This is a genomic window from Streptomyces sp. O3, from assembly GCF_054788135.1.
In genome coordinates this window covers 21,194-40,268 of record NZ_JBTVYK010000021.1, presented here as the reverse complement: position 1 = coordinate 40,268, position 19,075 = coordinate 21,194, and the positions used below count along the sequence as shown (strand labels likewise).

Sequence of the window (19,075 nt, the reverse complement as noted above, 5' to 3'; positions counted from 1 at the left end):
ACCCGGCCGCCCGGAGCCTTCTGAGGATCCGGGCGGCCGGGCTCAGTCCACCCGTGGCCGCACCAGACCCGACTCGTACGCGATGACGACGAGACCGGCCCGGTCACGGGCGCCGAGCTTCGCCATCGCGCGGTTCACATGGGTCTTCACGGTGAGCGGGCTGACGGTCAGCCGCTCGGCGATCTCGTCGTTGGAGTGGCCGCCCGCGACCTGCACCAGCACCTCGCGCTCCCGCACGGTGAGCGCCGCGAGCCGCTCACCGTGCCGCCCGCCGCTCCCGTCGTCGCCGTCCCCGTCGCCCTGGGCGAGGAACTTGGCGATCAGTCCCCGTGTCGCGGCCGGGGAGAGCAGCGCCTCGCCCGCGGCGGCGACCCGGATGGCGCTCAGCAGCTCCTGCGGCTCGGAGCCCTTGCCGAGGAACCCGGAGGCGCCGGCGCGCAGCGACTGCACCACGTACTCGTCGACCTCGAAGGTGGTCAGCATGACCACGCGTACGTCGCGCAGCCCCGGATCGTCGCTGATCGAGCGGGTGGCGGCGAGGCCGTCGGTGCCCGGCATCCGGATGTCCATCAGCACCACGTCGGGGCGCTCGGACCGGGCCAGGCGCACCGCCTCGGCGCCGTCCGACGCCTCTCCGACGACGTCCATGTCGGGCTCGGAGTCGATCAGCACCCGGAACGCGCTGCGCAGCAGTGCCTGGTCGTCGGCGAGCAGTACCCGGATCGTCGTCATGCCTTCTCTCCTGTGAGGGCCCGCAGGGGCAGCGTCGCGTGGACCCGGAAGCCGCCGCTGTAGCGGGGCCCGGCCGTGCAGCTGCCGCCCAGCGCCGTGACCCGCTCGCGCATGCCGAGCAGCCCGTGGCCGCCGCCGTCCGGGCTGCCCTGGCATCCGGGGCCGTCGTCCAGGACCGTGATCTCGATCAGCCGTCCCACCCTGATGACGCTCACCTCGGCCCTGGCTTCGGCGCCCGCGTGTTTGCGGACATTGGTGAGCGCCTCCTGGATGACGCGATAGGCGGCCAGGTCCACGGAGGCCGGCAGCGGCTCGCCGTCGTCGACGCGTACGACCTCCACCCGAAGCCCGGCGTTACGGATGGTGTCGACCAGCTCGTCGAGCCGGGCCAGACCGGGAGCGGGCTCGGTGGGCGCCTCCGGGTCGCCGCTCTGGCGCAGCAGACCGACCGTGGCGCGCAGTTCGCCCAGCGCCGAGCGGCTGGCCTCGCGTACGTGCGCGAGCGCCTCCTTGGCCTGGTCGGGGCGCTTGTCCATGACGTGGGCTGCGACGCCCGCCTGCACATTGACCAGGGCGATGTGGTGCGCCACCACGTCGTGCAGTTCACGGGCGATCCGCATCCGCTCCTCGGCGACCCGGCGACGGGCCTCCTCCTCGCGGGTCCGCTCGGCGCGTTCGGCGCGCTCCCGGATGGCGCCCACGACGTCCCGGCGGCTGCGTACGGCGTCGCCCGCGGCCGCGGCCATCCCGGTCCAGGCGAAGATGCCCAGATTCTCCTGGGCATACCAGGGCATCGGCCCGGTGAGCATGGCGGCCGCGGTGAGCGCGGCCATGGTGAGCAGGCCGACCCGCCAGGTGGTGGGGCGGTCGGTGCGCGAGGCGACGGTGTAGAGGGCGATCACCGCGCTCATCGCGACGGGGGCGCTCGGCTCGTTGGTGGTCAGCTCGACGAAGGAGAGCGCGGCGGTGGCGGCCAGCACCGGCATCGGGTCGCGCCGACGGAAGACCAGCGCCACCGAGACCAGCACCATCAGCACGACGCTGAGCGCGTGGGGCTGCTGCCCGAAGGTGGGCCCGTACGGCCCGTGCGGCTCCACGAACGAACCGGTCAGCATGCAGGCGAACACGCCGAGCGCGAGGCCCGAGTCCAGGGCGAGGGGATGGGCGGTCAGCCAGCGGCGGGCCCGCGCGAAGGTGGTCACCAGCATCAGGGTAGGAGCCCCCGCGCCGTCCGTGGGGCGGGGGCGCTCACTGGGGTCAGCCAGGGATGAGTCCGTCGTCGCTGAGCATCGCGCGGACCTCTTCGAGGGTCGCGTCCGGCGACGGCAGGATCAGCTCGGACGGCTCCAGGGCGTCATCCGGGAGCGGGGCGCCCAACTCGCGCACCTTTTCCAGGAGCACGTGGAGGGTCTGCCGGAAGCCGGGGCCGTCGCCGCTCTCCATCTCTTCGAGCAGCTCGTCGTCCAGCTTGTTCAGTTCGGCCAAGTGGCTGTCGTCCAGCCTCACCTGCCCCTCCCCCATGATCCGTACGATCACGACACTCTCTCCTCGAAGTCGAGCCGGGGACTGATCTACCGCTCTACTGCTTGTCGAAACGGGGGGTGTCCTGCGGGGTCTGCTGACCCTGCTCGGCGCCGTTCCCGCCTTCGATGGCCTGCTGGGAACCGGAGGAACCACCGGCCAGCTCGGCCTTCATGCGCTGCAGTTCCAGCTCTACATCCGTACCACCGGAGATACGGTCCAGCTCGGCGGCGATGTCGTCCTTCGCCATCCCCGACTGGTCGTCCAGCGCACCGGACGCGAGCAGCTCGTCGATGGCGCCGGAGCGCGCCTGCAGCTGCGCGGTCTTGTCCTCCGCGCGCTGGATCGCCTGACCGACGTCGCCCATCTCCTCGGAGATGCCGGAGAAGGCCTCCCCGATCCGGGTCTGCGCCTGGGCGGCGGTGTAGGTGGCCTTGATGGTCTCCTTCCGGGTGCGGAAGGCGTCAACCTTGGCCTGGAGGCGCTGCGCCGCGAGGGTGAGCTTCTCCTCCTCGCCCTGCAGCGTCTGGTGCTGCGTCTCCAGGTCCGTGACCTGCTGCTGGAGCGCGGCACGCCGGGACAGCGCCTCGCGGGCCAGGTCCTCACGGCCCAGCGCGAGTGCCTTGCGCCCCTGGTCCTCCAGCTTGGAGGACTGCCCCTGGAGCTGGTTCAGCTGCAGCTCAAGCCGCTTGCGCGAGGTCGCCACGTCGGCGACGCCGCGGCGCACCTTCTGGAGCAGCTCCAGCTGCTTCTGGTACGAGTAATCGAGGGTTTCGCGCGGGTCCTCGGCCCGGTCAAGGGCCTTGTTCGCCTTCGCGCGGAAGATCATCCCCATACGCTTCATGACACCGCTCATGGGCTTCGCGCGCCCCCTTCTGACGGACTCCAGAGCTCCAGCACTGCAATAGACCCAGCCTACGGGTCCCGACACCATTACCGCACTGTCCGGGCGCCGATGCGCTCCTCCCCAGGGACGACTCCGCCCCGACCACTCCGGCGCAAGGAGGAGACACCCCCTGAGAAACCGCGACAGAGCGCCGTACGCAGGTACCCATGGAGACGACTGCCGTTGCCAGATCGTTCCCCAGAGGCGTGTGCTCCATGCTCCGCACCCCGTACCCTTGGGTTTTGTGTTCCGTAGCCGTGCCAATTCCGAGAAGTCCCCCACCGAGCAGGTGCCGGACCTCTCCAAGCAGCCCCGCGACCCCGAGGCTCCGAAGGGCCGCCCCACCCCCAAGCGCAGCGAGGCCCAGTCGCAGCGCCGCAGCGTGGCCAACACGCCCATGACCCGCAAGGAGGCGGCCAAGCGCCAGCGCGACGACCGCCGGGCGCAGATGGCCAAGCAGCGCGAGGCGCTGAACAGCGGCGACGAGCGCTACCTGCCGGTCCGCGACAAGGGCAAGGTGCGCAGGTTCGCCCGCGACTATGTGGACTCGCGGTTCTGCGTCGCCGAGTACTTCCTGCCGCTCGCCGTGCTCATCCTCGTCATGAGCCTGCTGCAGAACCCCGGCCTGCAGAACATCTCCCTGCTCCTCTGGCTGTTCGTGATCGTCATGATCGTCGTCGACTCGATCGGCATCGCGTTCCGTCTGAAGAAGCAGCTCAGGGAGCGCTTCCCGGACGAGCCCAAGCGCGGCGCGGTGGCCTACGCGCTGATGCGCACGCTCCAGATGCGCCGCCTGCGGCTGCCCAAGCCGCAGGTCAAGCGCGGAGAGCGGCCCTGAGCACGACCGGTTTCACCGGGGGCGCGGCGGACTGGCTGAAGGGCCTGGGCAAGCTGCGCGACGTCGTACGCCAGGAGCTGGTCGCCCGCCAGCTGGACGAGCAGCTCGCCGCGCGGTTCCCGGTCGGGCAGCGGCTGCGGGTGCTGGACGTGGGCGCCGGGCAGGGCACCCAGGCGCTGCGCCTGGCCCGTGCCGGGCATCAGGTGACGGGGATCGAGTCCGACCCCGCCATGCTGCGCACGGCCCGCGAGGCGCTGTCCGCCGAGCCGGACGGCGTCCGCAAGCGGGTGCGGCTGGTCGAGGGCGACGCCCGCGAGACGGGCGTCCACTTCACTCCCGGCTCCTTCGACAGCGTCCTGTGCCACGGCGTGCTGATGTACGTCGACGAGCCCGACGCGATGCTGGCGGGCCTGGCCCGCGTCCTCGCGCCCGGCGGCCTGCTGTCGCTGCTGGTGCGCAACGCCGACGCGCTGGCCATGCGGCCGGGGCTCGGCGGCGACTGGGACACGGCGCTGACGGCCTTCGACTCGGCCGCGTACACCAACCGCCTCGGCCTCCGCGTACGCGCCGACCACCTCGCCGCGCTGACCGCGACGCTCGACGGCATCGGCACCCCGCTCCGCGCCTGGTACGGGGTGCGGGTCTTCACCGACACCGCGGCGAACGACGCTGAGCCACCCCCTGGCGACCAACTCACGGCGCTGCTCGCCACGGAGGAACGCGCCAGCCGCACGGACCCCTACCGGCACGTCGCAGCGCTCCTCCACCTGTGCGGAGTACGAGCCGCCACAGCCTGACCTGATCGGACCCGCACCGCAGGCTGACCCGCCCCGCTCCCGGTGATACTCCGGGCATGGACCGCTCTCGTACCCGCAGCGCCCGGCTGGCGCTCGTGCTGACCTCCGCCGGCTGCGCAGCCGCGCTGCTCGGCGGCTGCTCCAGCTCCGACGCCGCGCAACCCGATACGGCCAGCCAGGCCGCTGCGCCCGCGCAGGCCAGCGCCGACGACCTCCAGCAGGACTACCAGAAGGTGATCAAGGACGTTCTGCCGTCGGTCGTCCAGATCAACGCCGAGGACGGTCTCGGCTCCGGGGTCGTCTACGACGCCCAGGGCCATATCGTCACCAACGCCCATGTGGTGGGCGAGGAGAAGACCTTCACGGTCACCTCGCCCACCGGCGAGGAGCCGCACACCGCGAAGCTGGTCTTCAGCTACCCCGAGCAGGATCTCGCGGTCATCAAACTCGACGACCCGCCCACCGAACTCAAAGCAGCCCAGTTCGCCGACTCGACGAAGGTCGAGGTCGGCCAGCTGGTACTCGCCATGGGCTCCCCGCTCGGTCTCTCCTCCAGCGTCACCCAGGGCATCGTCTCGGCGACCGGCAGGACCGTCAGCGAGGGCCGCGCGGGCGGCGGCACCGGGGCCACCATCGCCGGCATGGTGCAGACCTCGGCGGCGATCAATCCCGGCAACAGCGGTGGTGCGCTGGTCAACCTGGACGGCCAGGTCATCGGCATCCCCACGCTCGCGGCCACCAGTCCGGAGCTGGGGGACAGCGCGGCGCCCGGCATCGGGTTCGCGATCCCGGCGTCGATGGTCAGGACGGTCGCCGACCAGATCGTGCGGGACGGCAGGGTCACCGACTCCGGGCGGGCGGCGCTCGAGATCACCGGCCGCACGGTGGTCGGCGACGACTACCGCCCCGCGGGGGTGGCGGTCGTCGCCACCGAGTCCGGTGGGGCGGCGGACGAGGCGGGGATCGAGCCGGGGGACATCCTGACCGGGGTCGGCGACGCGGACATCACCACCACCACGTCGCTCGCGGAGGCGCTGGCCTCCGAGAAGCCGGGGGACGAGGTCGAGGTGACCTACTCGCGCGACGGCGCGGAGCGCACGACGACGGTCACCCTCGGCGAACGCTAGGCCGCCGCGCCCGTGGTTTCACGGGGGTACCCCGTGTCCCCTCCCCGGAGGGGTGTCGCCCTGCGGCCCAGGCGAGACCGGTCACCAGGGTCGGTGGGTTGTGCCCACCCGTTCCGCCCTTGCGGAACGTATGCCCACAACAGTCAGACGGGACGTACGCCCACCCACCCGCACAGCCGCTCGCACCCCCACCCACCCGCAGCCGTGGAGCTCACGTGAGGGGGTGGGGTGGGGGGTGCGAGCGGAGCGGGGACTGTGACCTGGGCAGCACGCGGTTCGCAGCTTCCGGGTAACCAGTCGCCGTGAGCACGTACCCCCCACCCCACCCCCGACCCACAGACGCGGGGTCAGTCCGCGCTCAGGGGCATGGGGCCGTAGATCTTGGTGCCGTCCTCGGACAGGGTGACCTGCTCCGCGCCCCCCTCGAGCAGGGCCTTCCAGTGCTCGCCGATCCAGGATTCCGCATCGCCCTGCGTGGTGAACTCCTCAGGCTCCACCGCAGGCGCCACCTCAGTCCCGTCGGCCTTCTCGAACCGCCACGTCCACGCCACCATGCCAGCCTCCAGGTTCCCGCCCAAGATCCGATTCGTGCCAGCAGCCTATCCGGGCGCGCAAGACCCACGCGGACGCGGGAGGATCGTCCCCGTGGAACTGACTCTGCTGGGCACCGGTGCCCCCGAAGGCCTGCCCCGTCCCGACTGCCGCTGCGCCGCCTGCGCCAGCGCACGCGGTGACCGCGCCCGCGCCGCGACGGCGCTCCTGGTCGACGGGGTACTGCTGCTCGACCTCACTCCGGGCGCCGCCTTCGCCGCCGCCCGCGCCGGGCACACACTCAGCGGCGTACGCCAGGTACTGCTCTCGCACCCGCACAACGGCCCGGCAGTCGAACACCCCGCCGGTCTCCCCGCGTCCGGCCGGGTGCCCGACGGCCGCGAGCTGGCGCTGCTCAGCGGCCACCGGGTCCGCGCGCTGCCGATGGACGCGCCCGGTACGGGCTACGAGGTGACGGCCCCCGACGGCCAGCGCCTGCTGTATCTGCCGCCGGGCGCCGGACCCGCCGGACTCGACCACCCCGCCCCGTACGACATGGTGCTCGCCGACCTCACCGGCCGCCCCGACGCCCTGGCCCGGCTGCGCGCGGCGGGCGCGGTCACCGCGGCCACCGACGTGATCGCCGTCCATCTGAGCCACGACGCCCCGGTGGGTCCTGAGCTGCACCGCAGGCTCGCGGCCGCGGGCGCGCGCACGGTGCCGGACGGCACGACGCTGGTGGTCGGCGAGTACCACGCGGTGCCCGACGTGCCGCGCCGCACGCTGGTGCTGGGCGGCGCGCGCTCGGGCAAGTCCGTGGAGGCCGAGCGGCGTCTGGAGTCGTTCCCCGGCGTGGTGTACGTGGCGACGGGCGGCAGCCGCGAGGGCGACCCGGACTGGGCGGCCAGGGTGACCGCGCACCGCGAACGGCGTCCGGGGGCGTGGCGCACCGAGGAGACCTGCGACCTGGCGCCGCTGCTGGACGAGGACGGGCCCGCGCTGCTGATCGACTGTCTGTCGCTGTGGCTGACCGACGCGATGGACCAGGTGGACGCCTGGGACGACGCCAAGTGGGCCGCGGGCGGCAGCCGTGCGCTGCGCCAGCGGGTGGACGCCCTGGTCGAGGCGGTACGGCAGACCCGGCGCACGGTCGTGGCGGTGTCCAACGAGGTCGGCTCGGGCGTCGTGCCCGCGACCGCGTCCGGCCGCCGGTTCCGCGATGAACTCGGGCGGCTGAACGCGGCGTTCGCCGCGGAGTGCGAGCAGGTGCTGCTGGTCGTGGCAGGCCAGCCGCTGGTGCTACGCGGCTGACGACACCAGCACGGCACAACACAACACGGCACAGCACACGTCAGGTTCACCGGCAGGGCGCGCCCGTGTTCGACACATCCCGGTACTGTTCGGCGAATGAGCTCGCTGAATCTCGACGACTTCTCCGACCTGATCGAGCGCCCCGACGGCGGGGTCCGCCGCGACGCCGAAGAACGCAGGGAACGCCTGGCGGTGCCGCCTGGCGCACTCGGCCGCCTGGACGAGCTGGGCGAGTGGCTCGCGGCCGCGCAGTCCGCGGTACCGGTGAAGCCGGTCACCCAGCCGCGGGTGGTCCTGTTCGCCGGGGACCACGGGATCGCGGAGCTCGGCGTGTCGGCCCGGCCTGCGGGCGGTGCCCGAGACCTGGTCCACGCGGTGCTCGCGGGCGAGAGCCCGGTCGCGGTGCTGGCCCGCGGCAGTGAGGTGCCGGTGCGGGTCGTGGACCTGGCCGTCGACTGCGATCCGGCCGAGCTGCCCGACGACGTCGTACGCCATCGCGTACGGCGGGGCTCGGGGCGCATCGACATCGAGGACGCGCTCACGGCTGACGAGGTGGAACAGGCGTTTCGGGCGGGGATGGCGGTCGCCGACGAAGAGGCGGACTCCGGTACCGACCTGGTCGTCCTGGGCGACCTCAGCGTCGGCGGTACGACGGTGGCGGCCACGCTGGTCGCGGCGCTGTGCGGCACCGACGCGTCTGTGGTGACGGGACGTGGCGGGCGGCGCATCGACGACCTGACCTGGATGCGCAAGTGCGCGGCGGTACGGGACGCGTTGCGGCGGGCCCGACCGGTGCTGGGCGACCAGTTGGAGCTGCTGCGTACGGTCGGCGGCGCGGATGTCGCGGCCGCGACCGGTTTTCTGCTGCAGTGCGCGGTGCGGCGGCTGCCGGTGATCCTGGACGGCGTGGTGTCGGCGGCCTGCGCGCTGGTGGCGCAGCGGATCGCTTTCAGGGCACCCGACTGGTGGCTGGCCGGGCAGTCCAGCGGGGAGCCAGCGCAGGCGAAGGCGCTGGACCGACTGGCTCTTGACCCGCTGCTCTCGCATGACGTGACGGTGGGTGAGGGGGCCGGCGCGGTACTGGCGTTGCCACTGGTACGCGCGGCGGCCCTACTGGCAGCCGAGCTGCCAGAGGCCCCAACCGCTCGCCCCTGACCGGCCAAGCAACCGCCCACGAGGCCGAGACGGCCAGCCACAGCCCGAAAGGGCCCGAGGCAGGGCGAGAGGAACCGGGACGAGAAGGGCCAACGCGAGAAGCCGTGGCGCGAGAGAAACCGCGGCACGAGAGAAGCCGGAGCGAGAAACCGCAGGACGAAAGGCGACTGGACAAGACAAGAGAGGCGGCACGAGAGGGGACCGGGGCGAGAGGAACCGGGACGAGAAGGGCCAACGCGAGAAGCCAAGGCGAGAAACCGCGGCGCGAGAGGCGGCACGAGAAAGCCGCGGCGCGGGATAGCCTGCGCGGGATGACCGCGATGCCCTCCTCCCCCGCCACCGCCGCACCTCTCGGCGACGGTCTGCGCTTCGCCTTCGGCACGCTGACCGTGCTGCCCGTCCGGGTGACCCGCTGGGACCGCGCCGCGGCTCGTACCGGCATGCTGTGCGCGCCCGTGGCGGGGCTCGTGGTCGGGCTCGCCGCGGCCGCGCTCGGCACGGCGCTGCTGCTCGCGGGCGCCGGGCCGCTGCTCGCGGCGGTCGGCAGCGCGGCGGTGCCCGCCGCGCTGACCCGCGGCCTGCACCTGGACGGCCTCGCCGACACCGCGGACGGCCTGGGCAGCGGCAAGCCCGCCGCGGACGCGCTGGACATCATGAAGCGCTCGGACATCGGCCCGTTCGGCGTCGTCACGCTGCTGTTCGTGCTGCTCGCCCAGGTGGCGGCGCTCGCCCAGGCGTACGACGGCGGCTGGGCCCGCGGCGCCCTGGCCGCCGTCGTCTCGGCGGTCGCCGCGCGCACCGCCCTGACCCTCGCCTCCCGCACCGGCGTGCCCGCCGCCCGGCCCGAGGGGCTCGGCGCGGCGGTGGCCGGGACGGTCCCGGCCGCCGCCGCGCTGCTGGTGCTCGCCGCCGTCACGGCGGCGGCCGCCGGCACCGGCGTCGCCTTCGGGACGTACGACCTGATCCGCTGCGCCCTCGCCGTGCCGCTCGCGGCGGGCACCGCGGAGCTGCTGCTGCGGCACTGCACGCGCCGCTTCGGCGGGGTCACCGGCGATGTGTTCGGGGCACTCGCCGAAACCGCCGCTACGACCGCCCTCGTCGTGCTCGCGACAGGCTGACGGGCGTAGGCTCGCCCAGGACCTGGGGCACCAACCCAAATGCCCGCCATGACCCTGAATCGAAGACCCTGAATCGAAAGAGAGATCTCACCACCGTGACTGCTCTGACTCACAGCACCTCCACCGCGTCGGGCCTGCGCGCCGACGCGATCGTGGTCGGTGTCGCGAAGGGCGCCAAGGGGCCGGTGCTCGCGCCGGGCTCCGAGGCCGTGGACAAGGCGTTCGACGGAAAGCTCGGCTCCGTCCTGGAGACCCTCGGCGCCTCGGGCGGCGAGGGCGAGGTGACGAAGCTGCCGTCGCCGGACGGTCTGAAGGCCCCGGTCGTCCTCGCGGTCGGACTCGGAACGGTTCCCAAGAAGAACGAGACCTACGGCACGGACGAGCTGCGCCGCGCGGCCGGCGCCGCCGCCCGCGCGCTGACCGGCGTCAAGAAGGCCGCGTTCGCGCTGCCTGTCGACGACGCCGACGGCCTCGGGGCGATCGCCGAGGGCGCGGCCCTCGGCGGGTACTCCTTCGACGCCTACAAGGGCGACGCCAAGGCCGACAGCGCCGACGCCAAGGGGAACAAGGGGAAGAGCAAGGGCAAGGAGGCCAGCGGCCCGCTCGCCGAGGCCGTGCTCGTCGGCGGCAAGCCGCGTGACAAGGCCTACAAGGCCGCGCTGGCGCGGGCCACCACGGTCGCCGAGGAGCTGAACCGCTGCCGCGACCTGGTCAACTCCCCGCCGAACGACCTCAACCCCGAGGCCTTCGCCGCGGTCGCCCAGGCCGCGGGCAAGGAGCACGGCCTGAAGGTGCAGGTGCTGGACGAGAAGGCGCTCGCCAAGGGCGGCTTCGGCGGCATCCTCGGCGTCGGCGCGGGCTCCGAGGCGCCGCCGCGCCTGGTGAAGATCTCGTACACGCACGCCAAGGCCAAGAAGCACCTGGCGCTGGTCGGCAAGGGCATCACCTACGACTCGGGCGGCATCTCGCTGAAGCCCGCCGGGCACAACGAGACGATGAAGTGCGACATGAGCGGCGCCGCCGCCGTGTTCGCGGCCGTCGTCGCGGTCGCCCGGCTCGGCCTTGAGGTGAACGTCACCGGCTGGCTGGCGCTCGCCGAGAACATGCCGTCCGGCTCCGCGACCCGCCCCGGCGACGTGCTGCGGATGTACAGCGGCAAGACCGTCGAGGTCCTGAACACCGACGCCGAGGGCCGCCTCGTGCTGGCCGACGCGATCACCAAGGCGTCCGAGGACAAGCCGGACGCGATCGTCGACGTGGCGACCCTGACCGGCGCCATGGTGCTGGCGCTCGGCCACCGCGCGTTCGGCATCATGGCCAACGACGACGCGTTCCGCGCCTCGATCCACGAGATCGCGGAGGAGGTCGGCGAGCCGTCCTGGCCGATGCCGCTCCCGGCCTATCTGAGCAAGGGCATGGAGTCGCCGACCGCCGACATCGCCAACATGGGCGAGCGGATGGGCGGCGGTCTGGTCGCCGGTCTGTTCCTCAAGGAGTTCGTCGGCGAGGGCATCACCTGGGCGCACCTGGACATCGCGGGCCCGGCCTTCAACGAGAGCGGGCCGTACGGCTACACGCCCAAGGGCGGCACCGGTTCCGCCGTACGCACCCTGGTCCGGCTGGCCGAGCGCACCGCGTCGGGCGACCTGGGCTGAAGCGGCGTGTGACGTCCCCCACAGGGCCCCGGTGCGGCGACCGCGCCGGGGCCCTGTGGCACGTACGCCGACACCCCCGGCACCTCCGCACACACCCCGCGTCCGCCCTGCGCACGCCGCGCGCGGACAGGGGGACACCCGTCTCATCCACAGGCCCGACGTCCCGTCTCGCGCGGACAAGTGCAAAGATGGGTTCTCGGCAGGACAGGGCCCCCACCAAAGGGCCGAAGGACAAAGCGGCCGAACACCAGCCGCCGAGCGGTCGTCCAGACCGCCGACCGGCGCACATGCATGGAGGACGTGACGTGGCGAACGACGCCAGCACCGTTTTCGACCTAGTGATCCTCGGCGGCGGTAGCGGCGGTTACGCCGCGGCGCTGCGCGCTTCGCAGCTGGGTCTGGACGTCGCCCTGATCGAGAAGGGCAAGATGGGCGGCACCTGCCTGCACAACGGCTGCATCCCCACGAAGGCCCTGCTGCACGCGGGCGAGGTCGCCGACCAGACCCGCGAGAGTGAGCAGTTCGGCGTCAAGGCCACCTTCGACGGCGTCGACATGGCGGCCGTGCACAAGTACAAGGACGACGTGATCACCGGCCTGTTCAAGGGCCTGACGGGGCTGCTGACCTCGCGCAAGGTGACCATCATCGAGGGCGAGGGCCGTCTCTCGTCGCCCACGTCCGTGGACGTGAACGGCCAGCGTGTGCAGGGCCGCCACATCCTCCTCGCCACGGGCTCCGTGCCGCGTTCGCTGCCCGGCCTGGAGATCGACGGCGACCGCATCATCTCCTCGGACCACGCGCTGGTCATGGACCGCGTCCCGCAGTCCGCGATCGTGCTGGGCGGCGGCGTCATCGGCGTCGAGTTCGCCTCCGCGTGGAAGTCCTTCGGGGCCGAGGTCACGGTGATCGAGGGCCTCAAGCACCTGGTTCCGGTCGAGGACGAGAACTCCTCGAAGCTCCTGGAGCGCGCCTTCCGCAAGCGCGGGATCAAGTTCAACCTGGGCACCTTCTTCGAGAAGGCCGAGTACACCGAGAACGGCGTCCGCGTCACGCTCGCCGACGGCAAGACCTTCGAGGCCGAGGTGCTGCTGGTCGCCATCGGCCGCGGCCCGGTCTCGGCCGGTCTCGGCTACGAGGAGCAGGGCGTCGCGATGGACCGCGGCTTCGTCCTGGTGGACGAGTACATGCAGACCAACGTGCCGACCATCTCGGCCGTCGGCGACCTGGTGCCGACCCTCCAGCTCGCGCACGTCGGCTTCGCCGAGGGCATCCTGGTGGCGGAGCGGCTGGCCGGTCTCAAGACCGTGCCGATCGACTACGACGGTGTGCCGAGGGTGACGTACTGCCACCCGGAGGTCGCCTCGGTGGGCCTGACCGAGGCGAAGGCCAAGGAGGTCTACGGTGCGGACCGGGTCGTCGCGATGAAGTTCAACCTCGGCGGCAACGGCAAGAGCCGGATCCTCAAGACCCAGGGCGAGATCAAGCTCGTCCAGGTCAAGGACGGCGCCGTGGTCGGTGTCCACATGGTCGGCGACCGCATGGGTGAGCAGATCGGCGAGGCGCAGCTCATCTACAACTGGGAGGCGCTGCCCGCCGAGGTCGCGCAGCTCATCCACGCGCACCCGACGCAGAACGAGGCGCTCGGCGAGGCCCACCTGGCGCTGGCCGGGAAGCCGCTGCACGCGCACGACTAGTCCGTGTTCTCGCGAGAGCGCACCCCCTGCCACATCAGTTCGTAAGGAGCAACCGAAACCATGGCGGTTTCCGTAACACTGCCGGCGCTCGGCGAGAGCGTGACCGAAGGCACCGTCACCCGTTGGCTGAAGGCCGAGGGTGAGCGTGTGGAGGCCGACGAGCCGCTGCTCGAGGTCTCCACCGACAAGGTCGACACCGAGATCCCCGCGCCCGCCGCCGGTGTCCTGGCGTCCATCAAGGTCGCCGAGGACGAGACGGTCGAGGTCGGCGCCGAGCTGGCCATCATCGACGACGGCAGTGGCGCCCCCGCCGCTGCCGAGGCCCCCGCGGCTCAGGCCGCACCCGCCGAAGCCCCTGCGGCCGAGGCTCCCGCCGCTGAGGCGCCCGCCGCCGAGGCCCCCGCGGCCCCGGCTCAGGACAGCGCCGCCCAGGCCGCTCCGGCCGGTGGCGCCACCGGTACCGACGTCACGCTGCCCGCGCTGGGCGAGTCGGTCACCGAGGGCACCGTGACCCGTTGGCTCAAGGAGGTCGGTGAGTCGGTCGAGGCCGACGAGCCGCTGCTTGAGGTCTCCACCGACAAGGTCGACACCGAGATCCCGGCGCCCGCCTCTGGCGTGCTCCTGGAGATCGTGGTCGGCGAGGACGAGACGGCTGAGGTCGGCGCCAAGCTGGCCGTCATCGGCGTCGAGGGCGCCGCTCCGGCCGCTGCTCCGGCTCCGGCCGCTCCAGCCCCCGCCGCCGCTGAGGCCCCGGCGCCCGCCGCTGAGGCTCCGGCTCCGGCTGCCGCTGCGGCTCCCGCCCCGGCGGCTCCGGCTGCCCCGGCTGCTCCGGCTCCGGCCGCGCCTGCTGCTCCGGCTCAGGCTCCGGCTCCGGCCGCGCCTGCCGCTCAGGCTCCGGCTGCTCCGGCTGCCCCGGCTCCGGCCGCCGCTGACGCCGAAGGCGCGTACGTCACGCCGCTGGTCCGCAAGCTCGCCGCCGAGCACGGCGTCGCGCTGTCGGCCGTCAAGGGCACCGGCGTCGGCGGTCGTATCCGCAAGCAGGACGTCATCGCCGCCGCCGAGGCCGCGAAGGCCGCCGCTCCGGCTCCGGCCGCCGCTGCCGCCCCCGCCGCGTCGAAGGCCCCGGCCCTCGAGGCGTCCCCGCTGCGCGGTCAGACGGTCAAGATGACCCGGATGCGCAAGGTCATCGGCGACAACATGATGAAGGCGCTGCACGACCAGGCCCAGCTGACCTCGGTCGTCGAGGTCGACGTCACCAAGCTGATGAAGCTGCGCGCCCAGGCCAAGGACGCCTTCGCCGCCCGTGAGGGCGTCAAGCTGTCCCCGATGCCGTTCTTCGTGAAGGCCGCCGCCCAGGCGCTGAAGGCCCACCCGGTCATCAACGCCCGGATCAACGAGGCCGAGGGCACCATCACCTACTTCGACACCGAAAACGTCGGTATCGCGGTGGACTCCGAGAAGGGCCTGATGACCCCGGTCATCAAGGGTGCGGGCGACCTCAACCTGGCCGGTATCGCCAAGAGGACCGCGGAGCTCGCGGGCGCGGTGCGCGCCAGCAAGATCACCCCGGACGACCTGGCGGGCGCCACCTTCACGATCAGCAACACCGGCTCGCGCGGTGCGCTGTTCGACACCATCATCGTGCCGCCGAACCAGGTCGCCATCCTGGGCATCGGCGCCACCGTGAAGCGTCCGGTGGTCATCGACCACCCGGACCTCGGCGAGACCATCGCCATCCGCGACATGACGTACGTCGCGCTCTCCTACGACCACCGTCTGGTGGACGGCGCCGACGCCGCCCGCTACCTGACGGCCGTCAAGGCGATCCTGGAGGCTGGCGAGTTCGAGGTCGAGCTCGGTCTGTAACGCTCGTCTCATCAGCGTGAATGCCCCCGTCCGGACCTGTCCGGGCGGGGGCTTCGCCGTATTGTCTAGGGCGTCGACGCTTGTCCAGGGCCTCGCCGCCCTTCTTAAGGAGCACGCATGACCACGCCCGTCGCCCACCACTCGCTGCGCGAACACATCCGCGAGCACATCGTGGAGGGCATCGTGAGCGGCCGCTGGCAGCCGGGCGAGCGGATCGTGGAGCGTCGCATCGCCGTCGAGCTGGAGGTCAGCCAGACGCCCGTACGGGAGGCCCTGCGCGAGCTGGAGGCGCTGCGGCTGATCGAGTCGGCGCCCAACAAGGGCGTACGGGTGCGGAACCTGTCGGCGGCCGACCTGGAGGAGATCTACCCGGTACGGGCCGGTCTTGAGCAGATCGCGGCCGAGCTGGCGGCGGCGCGGCTCGCCGATGACGTGTCGGTGCTCGAACCCTCGGTCGCGGCGCTGTACGAGGCGGACCGGGCGGCGGACGGCGAGGCGCAGGTGCGGCACACGGTGGCCTTCCACCGGGAGCTGGTGCGCGCGGCCGGGAACTCGGTGCTGCTGCACACCTGGGAGGGCCTGGGCATCGAGGTGTTCACGGCGCTGTCCATCCGCTGGCTGGGCACGCGCCAGCAGTCCTACGCGGAGGAGCACGAGGCACTCGTGGAGGCCTTCCGGGGCCGCGACCCGCGCATCGGCGAGCTGGTCAAGTCCCACGTCCTGGGCTGCGCCCCACGCGCGTAGCGCGGCAAGTCCCCGACCCGAGCCCCCCAACCCGCGCCCGATTCACCCCAAATTTCCGGCACCCGGTGCCTAAATCCAAGGCACCGGGTGCCGACTTCTGCCCATACGTTAAATTAGCCTGTCGAATCCTTTGATCGATCATCGATCAATTGCTTACAGTCGACGGCGGGCTGCACCCAGCCCACCGCCCTGTCCTGCCAGCCAGGGCCATCTCCACCCCCCTCCTCCCGTCTCACGGCGCGGGGGATTCCTGTCCGGAAGGCGGCGATCATGACCGACCCCGTAGGCAAGCTTCCGAGCCAGCTCGACCAGCTGCCGGACCGCGACCCCGAAGAGACCGCCGAGTGGGCGGCCTCGCTGGACGCCGTGAGCGAGCACGCCGGCGCACACCGCGCCGAGTACCTGATGCGCCGTACGCTGCACCACGCCGAGCAGGCGGGCCTCGCCCTGCCCCGGCTCCTTGAGACGGACTACGTCAACACCATCCCGTCCGCCGCCGAGCCCGCCGCCGAAGGCGACCCGGAGCTGGAGCGCAAGATCACCGCGTGGAACCGCTGGAACGCGGCCGCGATGGTCACCCGCGGCTCCAAGCACGGCGTGGGCGGGCACATAGCCACCTTCGCGTCGGCCGCCTGGCTGTACGAGACTGGCTTCAACCACTTCTTCCGCGGCAAGGAGCAGGACGGCTCCGGCGACCAGCTCTACATCCAGGGCCACGCCTCGCCCGGCATCTACGCCCGCGCCTTCCTGGACGGCCGCCTCACCGAGCAGCACCTCGACAACTTCCGCCAGGAGGCGGGCGGCCAGGGCATCCCGTCCTACCCGCACCCGCGGCGGCTGCCCTGGCTGTGGGAGTTCCCCACGGTCTCCATGGGCCTGGGCCCGCTCTCCGCGATCTACCAGGCGCGGTTCAACCGCTATCTGACCAACCGCGGCATCAAGGACGTCTCGAACTCGCACGTCTGGGCGTTCCTCGGCGACGGCGAGATGGACGAGCCCGAGTCGACCGCGGCGCTGGCGCTCGCCTCCCGCGAGGGTCTGGACAACCTGACCTTCGTCATCAACTGCAACCTCCAGCGCCTGGACGGCCCGGTCCGCGCCAACTTCAAGATCGTGCAGGAGCTGGAGGCCCAGTTCCGCGGCGCGGGCTGGAACGTCGTGAAGTCGCTGTGGGGCAACGCCTGGGACGAGCTGTTCCAGCTCGACACCACCGGCGCCCTGGTCCGCCGCCTCCGCGAGGTCCCGGACGCGCAGATCCAGACGTACCAGACCCGCGACGCCGCCTATATCCGCGAGCACTTCTTCGGCTCCGAGCCCGCGCTCGTCGAGCTGGCCAGACTGCTCAGCGACGACAAGATCATCGAGTGCTTCCACGCCTCGCGCGGCGGCCACGAGCCGTCCAAGGTGTACGCGGCGTACAAGGCGGCCCTGTCCCACCGGGGCGCCCCGACCGTGATCCTCGCGCAGACCGTGAAGGGCTTCACGCTCGGCGAGGGCTTCGAGTCCAAGAACGCCAACCACCAGATGAAGAAGCTGACCGAGGACGAGTTCAAGGGCATGCGCGACCTGCTCGGGCTCCCGATCTCGGACGCGCGGTTCGAGGACGGCGTGGTGCCCTACGGCCACCCCGGCGAGAACTCCCCCGAGGTCCGCTACCTCCAGGAGCGCCGCGCCGCGCTCGGCGGCCCCGCCCCGGCCCGCCGTACGCACCCGGTCGCGCCGCTGCCCGCGCCCGCCGACAAGGCATTCGCCTCCTTCGACAAGGGCTCCGGCACGCAGTCGGTGGCCACCACGATGGCCTTCGTCCGCCTGGTCAAGGACCTGATGCGGGACAAGACCTCCGGCAAGCGCTGGGTGCCGATCGTCCCGGACGAGGCCCGCACCTTCGGCATGGAGTCGCTGTTCCCCTCGCTCGGCATCTACTCGCCCAAGGGGCAGACGTACGAGCCGGTCGACCGCGACCAGCTGATGTACTACCGCGAGGCCAAGGACGGGCAGATCCTCAACGAGGGGATCACCGAGGCCGGTTCGATGGCCGACTTCATCGCCGCCGCCTCGTCGTACGCGACGCACGGCGAGACGATGATCCCGTTCTACATCTTCTACTCGATGTTCGGCTGGCAGCGCACCGCCGACCAGATGTGGCAGCTCGCCGACCAGCTCGGCAAGGGCTTCCTGATCGGCGCGACGGCCGGTCGTACGACGCTGACGGGCGAGGGCCTGCAGCACGCCGACGGCCACTCGCCGGTGATCGCGGCCACCAACCCGGCGGCGCTCACCTACGACCCGGCGTTCGCCTACGAGGTCGCGGCCATCGTCAAGGACGGCCTGCGCCGCATGTACGGCGAGCAGCCGGAGGACGTCTTCTACTACCTCACGGTCTACAACGAGCCGATGCCGCAGCCCGCCAAGCCCGAGGGCGTGGACGAGGGCATCGTGCGCGGCCTGTACCGCTTCAACACGGCCGAGTCGGCGGGCGTCACGGTCCCCGCCGACGCCCCGCGCACCCAGCTGCTGTCCTCCGGCACGGCGATCCACTGGGCGCTCAAGGCCCAGCAGCTGCTGGCCGACGAGTGGGGCGTGGCCGCCGACGTATGGTCCGCGACCTCCTGGACCGAGCTGCGCCGGGACGCCCTGGAGTGCGACGAGGCGCTGCTGCGCGGCGAGGAGCGCACCCCGTACGTCCGGCAGGCCCTGGCGGGCGTCGAGGGCCCGGTGCTCGCGGTCAGCGACTACATGCGCCAGGTCCCGGACCAGATCGCGCAGTGGGTCGAGCAGGACTACACCTCGCTGGGCGCGGACGGCTTCGGCCTGTCCGACACCCGCGACGCGGCGCGCCGCCACTTCGGCATCGACGCCGAGTCGATCGTCGTCGGGTCGCTGGCCCAGCTGGCCCGGCGCGGCGAGGTTCCGGCCTCGGCGGTCAAGGAGGCCCGCGAGAAGTACGGGCTGTGACCCGGTAGCCCAGCCCCCGGCGCCCGCCGGGCGGCGGGGCAGTACAGCGGCCGGTGGGGACCAGGCGAACAAACTGGTCCCCACCGGCCGTTGCGCCGTTTTACGATCTTGCGCGTCAACTCCCCACAGGAAGGCGCGTATCTTC

At 72.2% G+C, this 19,075-nt stretch carries 16 protein-coding genes; 11 read left to right on the top strand and 5 right to left on the bottom strand.

Annotated elements, in window-relative coordinates; translation table 11 throughout:
* Nucleotides 1-42: 42 nt before the first annotated feature.
* The 4 genes from ACX6XY_RS12880 to ACX6XY_RS12865 are packed head-to-tail and all read right to left on the bottom strand — an operon-like array spanning nt 43 to nt 3,109.
* Complete coding sequence (locus tag ACX6XY_RS12880; protein WP_460329510.1) at nt 43-732, bottom strand: response regulator; 690 nt, start codon at nt 730-732, stop codon at nt 43-45.
* Nucleotides 729-1,940 carry a sensor histidine kinase gene (locus ACX6XY_RS12875; RefSeq protein WP_460329508.1) on the bottom strand — a complete coding sequence of 404 codons (1,212 nt, stop codon included), beginning with the start codon at nt 1,938-1,940 and terminating at the stop codon, nt 729-731. The genes ACX6XY_RS12880 and ACX6XY_RS12875 overlap by 4 nt, the downstream gene beginning before the upstream one ends.
* Before the next feature lie 49 nt (nt 1,941-1,989).
* The gene (gene pspAA, locus ACX6XY_RS12870) at nt 1,990-2,268 is read right to left on the bottom strand and encodes a PspA-associated protein PspAA (RefSeq protein WP_460329506.1); all 279 of its coding nucleotides are present in this window, start codon (nt 2,266-2,268) and stop codon (nt 1,990-1,992) included.
* Between the two features lie 43 nt (nt 2,269-2,311).
* Complete coding sequence (locus ACX6XY_RS12865) at nt 2,312-3,109, bottom strand: PspA/IM30 family protein (RefSeq protein WP_460329504.1); 798 nt, start codon at nt 3,107-3,109, stop codon at nt 2,312-2,314.
* Nucleotides 3,110-3,383: 274 nt separating this feature from the next.
* On the opposite strand from ACX6XY_RS12865, the gene ACX6XY_RS12860 reads away from it, so the two are divergent.
* From ACX6XY_RS12860 to ACX6XY_RS12850, 3 genes are read left to right on the top strand one after another with little or no spacing between them, the layout of a single operon-like run.
* A complete protein-coding gene (locus tag ACX6XY_RS12860; RefSeq protein ID WP_460329502.1) occupies nt 3,384-3,977 on the top strand; it encodes a DUF3043 domain-containing protein in 594 nt (197 codons plus the stop codon).
* Between the two features lie 44 nt (nt 3,978-4,021).
* A complete protein-coding gene (locus ACX6XY_RS12855; protein WP_460329608.1) occupies nt 4,022-4,774 on the top strand; it encodes a class I SAM-dependent methyltransferase in 753 nt (250 codons plus the stop codon).
* A gap of 56 nt (nt 4,775-4,830) precedes the next feature.
* On the top strand, nt 4,831-5,901 hold the full coding sequence (locus ACX6XY_RS12850) for a S1C family serine protease (RefSeq protein ID WP_460329500.1): 1,071 nt from the start codon (nt 4,831-4,833) through the stop codon (nt 5,899-5,901).
* A gap of 347 nt (nt 5,902-6,248) precedes the next feature.
* Here ACX6XY_RS12850 and ACX6XY_RS12845 read toward each other — a convergent pair whose 3' ends face one another.
* Nucleotides 6,249-6,455 (bottom strand): hypothetical protein, encoded by a 207-nt coding sequence (locus ACX6XY_RS12845; protein WP_460329498.1) that lies wholly within the window; start codon nt 6,453-6,455, stop codon nt 6,249-6,251.
* Between the two features lie 91 nt (nt 6,456-6,546).
* Between ACX6XY_RS12845 and ACX6XY_RS12840 the strand changes: the two genes are divergently transcribed.
* From ACX6XY_RS12840 to aceE, 8 genes are all read left to right on the top strand, one after another.
* Nucleotides 6,547-7,743 (top strand): bifunctional adenosylcobinamide kinase/adenosylcobinamide-phosphate guanylyltransferase, encoded by a 1,197-nt coding sequence (locus tag ACX6XY_RS12840; protein WP_460329496.1) that lies wholly within the window; start codon nt 6,547-6,549, stop codon nt 7,741-7,743.
* 96 nt (nt 7,744-7,839) lie between these two features.
* On the top strand, nt 7,840-8,898 hold the full coding sequence (cobT, locus tag ACX6XY_RS12835) for a nicotinate-nucleotide--dimethylbenzimidazole phosphoribosyltransferase (RefSeq protein WP_460329494.1): 1,059 nt from the start codon (nt 7,840-7,842) through the stop codon (nt 8,896-8,898).
* Between the two features lie 320 nt (nt 8,899-9,218).
* Entirely contained in the window at nt 9,219-10,016 is a 798-nt protein-coding gene (locus tag ACX6XY_RS12830; RefSeq protein WP_460329606.1) for an adenosylcobinamide-GDP ribazoletransferase, read from the top strand.
* 95 nt (nt 10,017-10,111) lie between these two features.
* A complete protein-coding gene (locus tag ACX6XY_RS12825) occupies nt 10,112-11,671 on the top strand; it encodes a leucyl aminopeptidase (protein WP_460329492.1) in 1,560 nt (519 codons plus the stop codon).
* A gap of 305 nt (nt 11,672-11,976) precedes the next feature.
* Entirely contained in the window at nt 11,977-13,365 is a 1,389-nt protein-coding gene (gene lpdA, locus ACX6XY_RS12820) for a dihydrolipoyl dehydrogenase (protein ID WP_460329490.1), read from the top strand.
* 60 nt (nt 13,366-13,425) lie between these two features.
* Entirely contained in the window at nt 13,426-15,231 is a 1,806-nt protein-coding gene (gene sucB, locus ACX6XY_RS12815; protein WP_460329488.1) for a 2-oxoglutarate dehydrogenase, E2 component, dihydrolipoamide succinyltransferase, read from the top strand.
* 117 nt (nt 15,232-15,348) lie between these two features.
* A complete protein-coding gene (locus ACX6XY_RS12810) occupies nt 15,349-15,975 on the top strand; it encodes a GntR family transcriptional regulator (protein ID WP_460329486.1) in 627 nt (208 codons plus the stop codon).
* Between the two features lie 270 nt (nt 15,976-16,245).
* The gene (aceE, locus tag ACX6XY_RS12805) at nt 16,246-18,930 is read left to right on the top strand and encodes a pyruvate dehydrogenase (acetyl-transferring), homodimeric type (RefSeq protein WP_460329484.1); all 2,685 of its coding nucleotides are present in this window, start codon (nt 16,246-16,248) and stop codon (nt 18,928-18,930) included.
* The last annotated feature ends 145 nt before the right edge of the window (nt 18,931-19,075 follow it).